Genomic DNA, 12,009 nt, shown 5'->3' with positions numbered 1-12,009 from the left:
GAAGAGGAAATTATTTTCGCCCAGGTTTTCCATCGTGCGGCCCAAAAAACTGAGGCGGATGGTCGACCCAGCGGTCTTCGCGCGTCGCGGCATACACCGGATTGAGCGGATAGTAGATGCGGTTATGTTTTTTATTGGCCTCACCCACCACCAGTAAGCGCACCTCTTCATCGGTATTGTTGATAAAGGTATGACACACGCCCGTCCCGGCTGGAAATCCCACGCTGTCTCCGGGTTCGAGCTTCCATAAATAGCCATTGATCCAGGCCTCAGGGTAACCCTCCAGAACGTAAACAAACTCCTCTTCGTCGCTTTCCGCATGCGGATAAGACGTACGGCGTCCGGGCGGCAGCCGTTCATGGTGAATACCAATGCGGCCGAGACCCAGTTTGCGGGCCAGCGGCGCGCCAACAGAAAAACGTTCGTTGCTGTCAGGATACGTTGCGTCATCAGCGCCTTCCACGTCCCGCCAGTGCCGAATACAGTCAGGTCTTTTCATTTTGCGATCTCCCGATTTACGATGCGTCAGGTATAGCACAGCCTGGCGGATCTCGGTGTTTTTAGCAGAACATGATAAAGTGAATGTTTTCACCCCTTACCATATCCGAGGTGCCCGATGGACAAGTCCACAAAAGAGCTGTTAGCGCAAGCTGAAAAGCTGTGCGCGCAACGCAATGTGCGCCTGACCCCGCAGCGCCTTGAGGTACTGCGTCTGATGAGCCTGCAACAGGGCGCCATCAGCGCCTACGATCTGCTCGATCTGCTGCGTGAAAGCGAGCCGCAGGCAAAACCGCCGACCGTTTATCGGGCGCTGGATTTCCTGCTGGAGCAAGGGTTTGTGCATAAAGTGGAATCAACAAACAGCTATGTGCTGTGCCATCTTTTTGACCAGCCAACTCACACGTCCGCCATGTTTATCTGCGATCGCTGTGGTGTGGTGAAGGAAGAGTGTGCGGAAGGTGTGGAAGATATTATGCATACGCTGGCAGCCAGAATGGGCTTTGCGCTGCGCCATAACGTGATTGAAGCCCACGGCTTATGTTCTGCCTGCGTGGAGGTGGAGTCATGCCGCCATCAGGATGCCTGTCAGCACGATCACTCTATCCTGGTGAAGAAAAAGCCGCGTTAAAGCCAAAGAAAAAGGCGGCTCAGGGCCGCCCCTGGGGATAGTGCCGGTTACCAGCGGTAGTCGTTACGGGTTTCCCAGTCTTTGACTTCGTTTTCCGCCTGATCTTTTTCGTAACCGTAGCGCTCCTGGATTTTACCTACCAGCTGATCGCGCTTACCTTCAATGACGGTCATATCGTCATCTGTCAGCTTACCCCACTGTTCTTTCGCTTTACCTTTGAATTGCTTCCAGTTGCCGCCGATTTCGTCTTTATTCATAATCGTGTCCTCGTGTTAAGCGTCTATGAGTATCGTCCGCTTCGTTCTTTTCTGCTGGACGTGATTATTATTGTAGTTAAGGATTCGGCAGTTGTTTTTATATTCGGAATCTTTAACCGTTACGATATATCGTGCGGGGCTGGAAACCAGGTATTGTTTCGCCAGTGACGATGCCAGATAACGGCCAGCGAAAGGCCACGCAGTGAGAGGAAGACCGCCAGCGCCAGCCACAGACCATGATTGCCGAGATACGGCAGGGTTAGCAGCGTCAGGCCGAACCCCGCCGCCGCGACGGCCATGCTGTTGCGCATCTCCGCCCCTCGCGTCGCACCAATAAACATGCCGTCCAGCAAATAGCACCACACGCCCACCACCGGTAATACTACCTGCCAGAGGATGTAGCGATCTGCCAGCTCACGTAGCGCGGGCAACGAGGTGAGTAACGCGACAATATGCCCACCAAAACAGGCGTATACCAGAGCAAAGACCAGCGCCACCAGGCCCGCCTGACGACAGGCAGCACGCCAGACTTCACGTAACTGGCCGCTTTCACGCGCGCCATAGGCCTGCCCTGAATGCGCCTCCACGGCGTAAGCAAAACCATCCAGCGCGTAAGCGGTAAAGGTCAGTAATGTCATAAGCACTGCGTTGACGGCAACGATCTCAGGCCCAAGACGCGCACCAAAAACGGTTAATGCACCAAAGCAGAGTTGCAGCAGAAGCGAACGGAGCATGATGTCGCGATTAAGCGCCAGCAGCTTACGAATGTTGCCGCGCCAGGCCGATTTCAGCAGATCCAGGGTGATACCGCGCATCGCCAGCACGCGCCAGACCATCCCCAAACCGATCAGCAGCGTACCGTACTCGGCAATCGCCGTGGCCAGCGCCGCGCCCCGGACGTTCATGTGCAGCCCCATCACCAGCCAGAGATCGAGCACAATGTTAAGCAGGTTGCCCACCACCAGCAGGATCACCGGCGCACGGGCGTACTGCACGCCCAGCAGCCAGCCCAGCAGGACCAGGTTTGCCAGTGAAGCGGGCGCGCTGAGCCAGCGAATTTCGAGGAACCGCCGGGCCTGTTCCAGTACGGCATCGCTGCCACCTACAATATGGAGCGCAAGATCAATCAGCGGCGTACGCAACAGAACGATTAACGCGCCGGCACCGAATGCCAGAATGAGCGGCTGAACCAGCGCACGCGCCAGACGCAGAGGATCTTTTGCACCATACGCCTGGGCCGTCAGGCCTGTCGTACTCATGCGCAGAAAAAGCAGCAGCATAAAGAGGAAGCTGGTCGCCGTTGCGCCGATCGCGACGCCGCCGAGATAAATCGGCGAATCGAGATGCCCGATAACCGCCGTATCCACCAGCCCCAGCAGAGGAACGGTAATATTGGAAAAAATCATTGGTAGCGCAAGACGCCACAACGCCTTATCGGCAGAAGTTAGCAATGCCATGGAAATTACCGGAATCAGAAAACAGGCCAGGCTGTAGAGGAACTACAGCCTGTCAGGAAGAGATTACAGCCATTCACCGTTGCGGATAACGCCGACCGCCAGTCCTTCAATAGAGAAGCTCTGCTCGCGGAGATCCACCACAATCGGGGAGAATTCATTGTTTTCAGGCAGAAGCTGCACGGTATTGCCTTGTTTTTTCAGGCGCTTAACCGTCACTTCATCATCAATGCGCGCCACCACGACTTGCCCGTTACGCACGTCCTGCGTTTTGTGTACCGCCAGCAGATCGCCATCCAGAATACCGATATCTTTCATGGACATTCCGCTAACGCGCAGCAGGAAATCGGCGCTCGGCTTGAACATGCCTGGGTCAACCTGATAGTGCCCTTCGATGTGCTGCTGCGCCAGCAGAGGTTCACCTGCGGCAACGCGGCCCACCAGCGGAATACCGCTCTCTTCTTCCACAAGCAGACGAATGCCGCGTGAGGCGCCGGAAACAATCTCAATCACGCCCTTACGCGCCAGCGCTTTAAGGTGCTCTTCGGCAGCATTAGGAGAACGGAAGCCCAGACGCTGCGCAATTTCTGCACGCGTGGGTGGCATACCCGTCTGGCCGATATGATCCCGAATGAGATCAAACACCTCTTGCTGCCTGGTCGTTAACGCTTTCATACCGCCCCCTGGGTGTATATACAGTCATGCTGTGAGTATATACAGTCAAAGGCGATTTTGGAACCAAAAACTGCACAAAAAACCAGGGACTTAATTATTCCTCGAGGCTCATCGGAAATGCGACCAAAGCAGCGTGACCCAGGTGATCGCCGCAGTGATAATCGCCAGCAGTACGGCAGCGGAACCCATGTCTTTCGCCCGGCCAGACAGTTCATGGAATTCCGACCCGATTCGATCAACTACGGCCTCAATAGCGCTATTCAGAATTTCCACTATCATCACCAGAAGGACAGATCCGATGAGCAGTACGCGGGTGATAGCATCAACATCAAGGAAGCAGGCGATGACAACGGCAACGATTGCGGCAACCGCTTCCTGGCGGAAAGCGGCTTCATTAACCCATGCCGCGCGGAAACCTTTCCATGAATAACCGGCAGCTTTAATGATTCGAGTTAACCCAGTGGTATTATTGGCCATTAAAAGAACCTTTTATGATAAATAGCGTCTGTAACTAAAGCCGCAGCGCGTTTTGCTGCAACCTGAAGTATGACGGGTAACAACAGAAATTTTGCGCGCTTTCTGTTATCCTTGCGCCGCAATTGCATTATTAACCAGAGGCTTTACATCGTTTATGTCCGGCTGGCCACGAATTTACTACAAATTACTTAATTTACCATTAAGCGTCCTGGTAAAAAGTAAGTCTATCCCAGCAGAACCTGCGCTGGAATTAGGGCTTGATACGTCGCGCCCTATTATGTACGTTTTGCCTTATAACTCGAAGGCAGACCTGCTGACGCTTCGCGCTCAATGTCTGGCGCACGATTTACCTGACCCGCTTGAACCGCTGGAAGTCGACGGTACGCTGCTGCCGCGCTACGTGTTCATCCATGGCGGGCCGCGCGTGTTCACCTATTACACGCCGAAAGAAGAGTCCATTAAGCTGTTCCATGATTACCTCGATCTGCACCGCAGCAACCCCGATCTGGATGTGCAGATGGTGCCGGTGTCGGTGATGTTTGGCCGTCGTCCGGGGCGCGAAAAAGGGGAAGAGAACCCGCCGCTGCGTATGCTCAACGGCATTCAGAAGTTCTTCGCCGTCTCCTGGCTGGGACGCGACAGCTTTGTCCGCTTCTCACCTTCCGTTTCACTGCGCCGCATGGCGGATGAACACGGCACTGACAAAATCATTGCGCAAAAGCTGGCGCGCGTTGCGCGTATGCACTTTGCACGTCAGCGTCTGGCGGCCGTTGGACCACGTCTCCCGGCACGTCAGGATCTGTTCAACAAGCTGCTGGCTTCCAAAGCGATTGCCCGTGCCGTAGAAGACGAAGCGCGCAGCAAGAAAATTTCGCACGAGAAAGCGCAGCAGAACGCGATAGCGCTGATGGAAGAGATCGCCGCGAATTTCTCCTACGAGATGATTCGCCTCTCTGACCGTATCCTTGGCTTCACGTGGAACCGCCTCTATCAGGGGATTAACGTCCACAACGCCGAGCGCGTACGTCAGTTAGCGCACGACGGCCACGAGATTGTCTATGTGCCCTGCCACCGCAGCCACATGGACTACCTGTTGCTCTCTTACGTGCTCTATCACCAGGGTCTGGTGCCGCCGCATATTGCTGCCGGTATCAACCTGAACTTCTGGCCAGCAGGCCCGATTTTCCGCCGTCTGGGTGCGTTCTTTATTCGTCGTACCTTCAAGGGTAACAAGCTTTACTCCACCGTCTTCAGGGAGTATCTGGGCGAGCTGTTCAGCCGCGGTTATTCCGTGGAGTACTTTGTTGAAGGCGGTCGCTCGCGTACCGGTCGTCTGCTCGATCCGAAGACCGGCACGCTGTCGATGACCATTCAGGCCATGCTGCGTGGCGGTACGCGTCCTATCACGCTGGTGCCGATTTACATCGGTTATGAACACGTGATGGAAGTGGGCACCTACGCGAAAGAGCTGCGCGGTGCGACCAAAGAGAAAGAGAGTCTGCCGCAGATGCTGCGTGGGCTGAGTAAACTGCGCAACCTCGGCCAGGGCTACGTGAACTTTGGCGAGCCCCTGCCGCTGATGACGTATCTGAACCATCATGTTCCGGAGTGGCGCGAGTCTATCGATCCTATCGAAGCGGTACGTCCGGCCTGGCTGACGCCAACGGTCAACGGCATTGCATCCGAGCTGATGGTACGCATCAACAATGCTGGTGCGGCAAACGCCATGAACCTGTGTTGTACCGCGCTTCTGGCCTCTCGCCAGCGTTCACTGACCCGCGAACAGCTGACCGAGCAGATTGATTGCTACCTGGATATCATGCGCAACGTGCCGTATTCCGTGGATTCGACCGTGCCGTCTGCCACCGCCAGCGAGCTGATCGATCACGCGTTGCAGATGAACAAGTTCGAAGTCGAGAAAGATACGATTGGTGACATCATCATTCTGCCGCGCGAGCAGGCCGTGCTGATGACCTACTACCGCAATAACATCACGCACATGCTGATGCTGCCGTCGCTGATGGCGGCCATTATTACCCAGCACCGCCGTATTTCGCGTCAGGAGCTGCTGCGCCATATTCAGGCCATCTACCCAATGCTGAAAGCGGAGCTGTTCCTGCGCTGGAGTAAGGATGAACTGGCGGCAGAGCTCGATAAAATGACGGCAGAGATGCATCGGCAGGGGCTGATTACCATCAGTGATGACGAACTGCATATCAATCCGTCACGTTCTCGTACCTTGCAGCTTCTGGCTTCCGGTGCGCGTGAGACGTTGCAGCGCTACGCCATTACCTTCTGGTTGCTGAGTGCAAATCCGTCCATCAACCGCGGTACGCTGGAAAAAGAGAGCCGGACGCTGGCCCAGCGCCTTTCCGTTCTGCATGGCATTAACGCCCCGGAATTCTTCGACAAAGCGGTATTCAGCTCCCTGGTGCTGACGCTGCGCGACGAGGGCTACATTAGCGATACGGGCGATGCCGAGCCGGAAGAGACGATGAAGGTTTACCAGATGCTGGCAGAGCTGATTACCGCGGATGTGCGTTTGACGATTGAGAGTTCGACGCAGGGCGAATGATGCTAAAGCCGGGTGGCGCTAACGCTTACCCGGCCTACATGTTCCGCTAAATCGTAGGCCGGGTAAGGCGAAGCCGCCACCCGGCTTTTTTATCACCAGTAACTCATCGCCAGGCCCAGAAACAGCACCAGCCCGACGTAGTTATTATTCAGAAACGCTTTAAAGCAGGCTTCACGCTCGCGTTTCGCGATCAGCTTCTGCTGATACGCAAACAGCAGCCCCGCCACCAGTACGGACCAGTAAAACTCCCAGTTCAGCCCGTTCAGGCGACCAATCGCCACCATCAGCGCCAGCACCGCCACCTGCAATATGCCGATGATCAGTTTGTCGTGACGACCAAACAGGATCGCCGTCGATTTGATGCCAATCTTGAGATCGTCATCGCGATCGACCATCGCGTATTGGGTATCGTACGCAACGGCCCAGAGAATATTCGCCAGGAACATCAGCCAGCAACTGAGCGGAACGGACTCGCTGACCGCGGCAAACGCCATGGGAATCGACCAGCCAAATGCCGCACCCAATACCACCTGCGGCAGATGGGTGTATCGCTTCATGAACGGGTAAACCCAGGCCAGCGCCAGAGCAGCAACTGACAGCAGAATGGTCATGGTGTTAAGGGTTAACACCAGCATGAATGAGAGCAGCACCAGCACCACGAACAGAATGCGCGCCTCTTTCCCGGTCACCTGACCGCTCGGCAGAGGACGATTCGCGGTGCGCTTAACATGTCCATCAAATTTCCGGTCAGCATAGTCGTTAACCACACAGCCCGCAGCGCGCATCAGCCAGACGCCCGCCACAAACACCGCCAGGATCCACAGCGGCGGCACGCCCGGCGTGGCAACCCACAGCGCCCATAAGGTCGGCCACAGCAGCAGCAGCGCGCCAATGGGTTTATCAGTACGCATCAGGCGGTGATAGGCCAGCAGCTTATTCTGCGTCAGACTCCACTCCATTTTTTCTCCCTCTTAGTACAACGGCGATGCAGGCAAAAAAAGTTCCGTCAGTATTAACGGCTTGCCACTCAAACGAAGGCGGGAACGGCGCCCCCACAAATCGGCATCGCAACCAATTTCAATAAAATCACGGGTCAGTTCAGACGAGGTGAACAGATAGCGCCCCAGGGGCGTTTTGCCGAGGCGTTGCAATGCCAGCTCCGGCCCGGAAAGTGTAGACTCAGGAACCACCGTCCGCCCGGCAAGCCACGGCTCGCCATCGGCACACAGTAAAATTTCACGCAGCCAGTAGCGTTCTTCTTGCGGCAGCAGCGGCAGCTCGCTGGCAATCTCCGCAGGCGAGACAAACCCTTCCTGAATCATCGTCACCGTGACCGTTTTACCCTGTTGCTCAAAACGTTTTGTCATGGAATCTTCCAGCAGCAGCCAGTCCAGTTGCTCCGGGTCAAGCGCGGGTATTTGGTCGAAATAGCGTAGCGCACGCAGCTGCGTTAGCGCGGGGTGTGACATGCCAGACTCTCCGATACATAACGTAAAGGCATTGTATCGCAGATTGGCAAAATGAGGACGGACAAACCAAATTTAGCGATCACTATCGCAACAATGGTGCAACAGCGCGGGAGAAATGTTCGTGGCAGCAATAGCAGAACTTGATTTTGGTTAAGTATCGCGCGGATAAATTGTGAGCTAATGCAGCTCTTGAGAAGGAATATCAGGAACTTAATACATGGATGACAACAAAAATAGCCCCCCTAATCGGTCTTATCATCGTCCCATCTGGGATGACGATGGCACGTTTCATTATAAAGTTTTTTCTCAGCCAAAAGACAAAAACCACATCTCGGTTTGTCTCAAGCCCCCTACAAAAGTGATCCCGGTGATTTTTATTCCTGGGGTGATGGGGTCAAACTTAAAGAGTGGAGATAAAAAAGTCTGGCAGTTCAGCTTGTCATCGCTTAAAAAATGGCCACTTGCTGGCCCCCAAAAAAGAAAGCAACTGCTTGATCCGACGACCACCGTCGTCGATGACTCTGGGGAAATTTTAAACGACGGTGCGGATGGGAAAAAATTCCCGTCCCGTCACGCCCGCGGATGGGGAAGTGCGTTTTACATGAGCTACGGTGAGGCGCTTGACCGGCTGCAATACCTGCTCAGCGACGACGAGATCCTGATGGATAATTACTTTCGGGAGACACAGTTGCAAACGGCACGTCAGCGTTTTATCGGCGTCAGAATCGGTAACGAGCCTCAGGAGCAGGTGCTGAGCGAAGAAGAAGTGGCTCACGGGCACAAGTTCTTATTCCCGCTGCACGTTTTTGGTTACAACTGGCTGCAATCGAATGCGGACTCTGCGGCGTTGCTGGGCGAATATATCCGTAAGGTGCTGAGTGCGTATCACGGACGCCTGGCAGTCAACAAGGTCGTCCTGATCACCCATTCGATGGGCGGACTGGTCGCCCGCCATTACTCGGAAAATATGGGCGGACAAGACTCAATCCTGGGTATCGTACACGGCGTCATGCCGGATCTCGGCTCACCGGCAGCTTATCGCCGCATGAAGATCGGTGAGCGTGGCATTACTGGAATGATTATCGGGGACAGTGCTGAAAAGCTGATGCCGGTGCTGGCACAGTCTCCCGGTCCGTTACAGCTTCTGCCGGGCATGGCTTATAGTCCGGGATGGCTGAAAATCAACAGTAAAGAGACTCAACTTTCCCTCCCGGTGGCCGATCCGTATGAGGAAATTTATCTTAACAAAACAGCGTGGTGGCGGCTATGTGAGCAGGATTTGCTGCTGGATGATACCAGGGTCGAATGGAATAAATATGAGAAAACAATAAGTAATATCGTTAAAAAATTTATTGAGAAGTTAAACGGCAAATACCACCCCCAGACCTGGCTATTTTACGGAGCCAGCAAAAGCAACCCGTCTGATGGGTTCCTGGCATGGGAAGAGCGGATCCCCCAGGGCGTTAAGGAAGCACAGAGGAGCAGGGAAAATGCAGCTAACCCTTTTGAACTGTCTCCGTTAAGAACTCATCAACTAATTTCATCCGCAAGCCCTGGTGATGGGACCGTGCCGACCACCTCCGTCCGCACCTCCTCTTCCCGTATACAGGGTGTACTGGCGACAGATGTCGATCATGAAGGAGCTTATGCTGTCGATCCTGTCGATCGCTCCCGCTCGGTATACAGCGATCTCTCCGACGCTCTGGTGTTTACGGTTCGCTCGGTGGTGAAAATTGTGCAGCAGGCTCCCGCCCCATGAAAAAAGACACATCCCCCCTGATTGTCACGCTGACGCTCCTGCTGCTGGCGGCAGGATATTACATCCATAACTATGTGACATTCGTGCATACGCCCCCGGCGTTAACGGGCAAGGAAAAACGTATGGTCAATACCCTTTTTGCCACCACCAAATCCCAGTGCGTGGGGCGCTATGTGTTTGAGGTTCCGGCCTCATTCGAAAACACCCTGACTGACCGGGCACAGATTAATGAGATCCGCATCAGCAGCAAGCGACTCTACCGCCCGGCATTTGAGCAGCGTATCCGGTTGCGGGAACAGAAACTGAAAAACAGCGCTACCGTGGACCCTGTTGATCAGCCATTTCTTAAGCAGATATACAAGCTGAGTGATAATGCGGTCATTTTTGACCGTAATGAAAATGAGAGTGTGGCGGGATTTGGGCGCATTCTGGAAGGTCATCTCTACGTTGACGGAGTAGCGTTTATCCTCATGCAGGAGATTACCGATTATTCTGATCCGCGCTTCGCTAAAGAGCGAGCGTTTTATCTGCGCAAGGAAGCGGGAAGACCTGACTGGATGGCGAATGATAAACCTCAGAAACTGGCGGAATTACAGGACCTCATGTCCCGACTGAGCGGACGGCGTGACGAGGATATTCCTTCCGTGCCCGGCACCTGCATTCCACAAGGGTTTATCCGCGACGGAACCGGGAAGCCTAAGGAAGATATTACCTTTGTTTACCCGTATAGTTCGGTGTTTTCTTTTTCAGTCTGGAGCAATAACGCCCTTAAGGAAAGCACAACCATGCTGGAGCGCAGCGGGGAAATTCAGTCTTATATCAATAGCATAGACGGAAGTACGCTGCGAAAAGGAGAAGCACGCATTGCCGGTTTTAATGCCAGTGAATGGCTAATCACCGCCCCGTCAGATAAATCATCCGAAAATCCGTCAAAACAACTAATGTTTACCGCCGTAGCCAATGAAACCAACGCTGATTTTGCACACCCCAGCCTTGATCTGACATTAAGCAATGAAATCTTACCTGAAGGAAGCGATGTCTCATCCCCACCTGATTACAGCGACGCTGAACTAGTGGAAATCTGGGATCGCATCATTCGTTCTTTCCGCGTCAGGGATAATGCGTTCTGAACAGATTGCCCCTGAGTAGTGGCAAAAAAAGTGCGCCCGTGAAGGCGCACTAAACGACTAACAAAATCAGCACTGTGGGGAGACGGTTACCCCTTGCCTTTTACACTGCTGATAAAGGTGGAACGGGCAGTGGTCGAACCTAAACGCTCAGCTTCATCAAGCAGTTTCAGCGCTTTATCGACATCGCCGTTTTTAACCGCCTGCTTGATGGCGTTGTTAAAGTAAGTTTCAGTATCGTTAAGCACGGGCTCGGCTTTTTTCGCCGGGGCTGGGGCTGCGGCTGGGGCTGCGGCTGGCGCGGCGTACACAGGCGCGGCAGTATTACCCACCGTTACCGGACCCGGGCCAGATGAGCCAAACAGCGGGCCTACGAGTACGCTGGAGGCGCTGTTGGTGGAGACTTTCAGCTTGATCAGACCATCGGTGGTATGACGGGCAAGCGGGTCCGGAATATCCGGGACAGAGTTCCCCGTACCTTTCGCATAGGCTTTTGCCGGGTCAACAAGCTTCGTTGTCTGTTGCAGATCTTTTTCAGTCGTGAACACCAGGACATAAATCTTCTGCTGACCCAGGGCTGGCGTCAGGCGCATAACGCCTTCCAGCCGATCGGCACTCATGACGCCAGGCTCCTGATAGCTGAAATAGTCGCTTGGGAAGAACGCGGATGGCGTCATGTTCTGATCGAGGATCAGCACGTTAGGCGCGAAGACGCTGGTCTGTTTATTGACTTCACTGGTCAACGTCAGGGTCAGCTCGCCGATATTCGCCGGCACGCTGAAAGCCGCGACCGGACCGCTGATACCCGGCACGTTCAGTGACTGGCCCCCCGCTGAAAGCTGGGTAGTTTGTGTTTTCGATTGATCAACTGGCGTCCACACCAGTTGCTGAAGTGCCGCAGCCGGAATAGCTGGCGCAGCGCTGGTATTTTGAGGAACAAAATTCACATCTGCAAAGGTGACCGCAGGCGCACAGGCCAACAGCCCCGCAGAGAGGCACAGCGCGACGAGACTTTTCTTCATTTTCATTGTTATTACCTCTGATAGCGTGAGCACTGCGGTGGCCAGGCAATAGCGCGCAGCACCCT

12 protein-coding genes are annotated in these 12,009 nt (G+C 54.5%); 4 read left to right on the top strand and 8 right to left on the bottom strand.

The annotated features are described in order from the left end of the window. Positions 1 to 10: 10 nt before the first annotated feature. Positions 11 to 499: a cupin domain-containing protein gene (locus RS584_RS01545; RefSeq protein WP_047364525.1), complete on the bottom strand. Its 489-nt coding sequence runs from the start codon at positions 497 to 499 to the stop codon at positions 11 to 13. Positions 500 to 616: 117 nt separating this feature from the next. Between RS584_RS01545 and zur the strand changes: the two genes are divergently transcribed. Beyond that, a complete protein-coding gene (gene zur / locus RS584_RS01540) occupies positions 617 to 1,129 on the top strand; it encodes a zinc uptake transcriptional repressor Zur (RefSeq protein ID WP_006810484.1) in 513 nt (170 codons plus the stop codon). Positions 1,130 to 1,176: 47 nt separating this feature from the next. On the opposite strand, the gene RS584_RS01535 is transcribed toward zur, so the two are convergent. From RS584_RS01535 to RS584_RS01520, 4 genes are all read right to left on the bottom strand, one after another. Beyond that, on the bottom strand, positions 1,177 to 1,386 hold the full coding sequence (locus RS584_RS01535; RefSeq protein WP_003860314.1) for a CsbD family protein: 210 nt from the start codon (positions 1,384 to 1,386) through the stop codon (positions 1,177 to 1,179). 119 nt (positions 1,387 to 1,505) lie between these two features. Continuing rightward, complete coding sequence (gene dinF, locus RS584_RS01530; protein ID WP_023302925.1) at positions 1,506 to 2,843, bottom strand: MATE family efflux transporter DinF; 1,338 nt, start codon at positions 2,841 to 2,843, stop codon at positions 1,506 to 1,508. A 63-nt stretch (positions 2,844 to 2,906) separates the two neighbouring features. Continuing rightward, positions 2,907 to 3,515, bottom strand: a complete 609-nt coding sequence (gene lexA / locus RS584_RS01525) for a transcriptional repressor LexA (protein WP_003860318.1) — start codon at positions 3,513 to 3,515, stop codon at positions 2,907 to 2,909. Positions 3,516 to 3,623: 108 nt separating this feature from the next. After that, positions 3,624 to 3,992, bottom strand: a complete 369-nt coding sequence (locus tag RS584_RS01520; RefSeq protein WP_017382619.1) for a diacylglycerol kinase — start codon at positions 3,990 to 3,992, stop codon at positions 3,624 to 3,626. A 154-nt stretch (positions 3,993 to 4,146) separates the two neighbouring features. On the opposite strand from RS584_RS01520, the gene plsB reads away from it, so the two are divergent. After that, complete coding sequence (gene plsB, locus RS584_RS01515; RefSeq protein ID WP_003860322.1) at positions 4,147 to 6,567, top strand: glycerol-3-phosphate 1-O-acyltransferase PlsB; 2,421 nt, start codon at positions 4,147 to 4,149, stop codon at positions 6,565 to 6,567. Positions 6,568 to 6,659: 92 nt separating this feature from the next. Here the strand turns inward: plsB and ubiA are convergent, their stop codons facing one another. Continuing rightward, positions 6,660 to 7,526, bottom strand: a complete 867-nt coding sequence (ubiA, locus tag RS584_RS01510; RefSeq protein ID WP_015570176.1) for a 4-hydroxybenzoate octaprenyltransferase — start codon at positions 7,524 to 7,526, stop codon at positions 6,660 to 6,662. Between the two features lie 12 nt (positions 7,527 to 7,538). Continuing rightward, the gene (gene ubiC / locus RS584_RS01505; protein WP_015570175.1) at positions 7,539 to 8,036 is read right to left on the bottom strand and encodes a chorismate lyase; all 498 of its coding nucleotides are present in this window, start codon (positions 8,034 to 8,036) and stop codon (positions 7,539 to 7,541) included. A gap of 217 nt (positions 8,037 to 8,253) precedes the next feature. Here ubiC and RS584_RS01500 point away from each other — a divergent pair, with 217 nt between their 5' ends. Both RS584_RS01500 and RS584_RS01495 read left to right on the top strand, forming a co-directional pair. Continuing rightward, positions 8,254 to 9,795 carry a lipase/acyltransferase domain-containing protein gene (locus tag RS584_RS01500; protein ID WP_315748823.1) on the top strand — a complete coding sequence of 514 codons (1,542 nt, stop codon included), beginning with the start codon at positions 8,254 to 8,256 and terminating at the stop codon, positions 9,793 to 9,795. Next, positions 9,792 to 10,925, top strand: a complete 1,134-nt coding sequence (locus tag RS584_RS01495) for a T6SS immunity protein Tli4 family protein (protein WP_315748822.1) — start codon at positions 9,792 to 9,794, stop codon at positions 10,923 to 10,925. Before RS584_RS01500 ends, RS584_RS01495 begins: the two co-directional genes overlap by 4 nt. Before the next feature lie 86 nt (positions 10,926 to 11,011). On the opposite strand, the gene malM is transcribed toward RS584_RS01495, so the two are convergent. Beyond that, positions 11,012 to 11,950: a maltose operon protein MalM gene (gene malM / locus RS584_RS01490; protein WP_015570172.1), complete on the bottom strand. Its 939-nt coding sequence runs from the start codon at positions 11,948 to 11,950 to the stop codon at positions 11,012 to 11,014. Positions 11,951 to 12,009 lie beyond the last annotated feature (59 nt).

The sequence above is a fragment of the Enterobacter sp. DTU_2021_1002640_1_SI_PRY_ASU_LCPMC_013 genome (assembly GCF_032389435.1).
GTDB classification, from domain to species: Bacteria; Pseudomonadota; Gammaproteobacteria; order Enterobacterales; family Enterobacteriaceae; genus Enterobacter; species Enterobacter hormaechei_C.
Note: the sequence above shows the minus strand (reverse complement) of the source record. Positions and strands in the feature narration are given on the sequence as shown.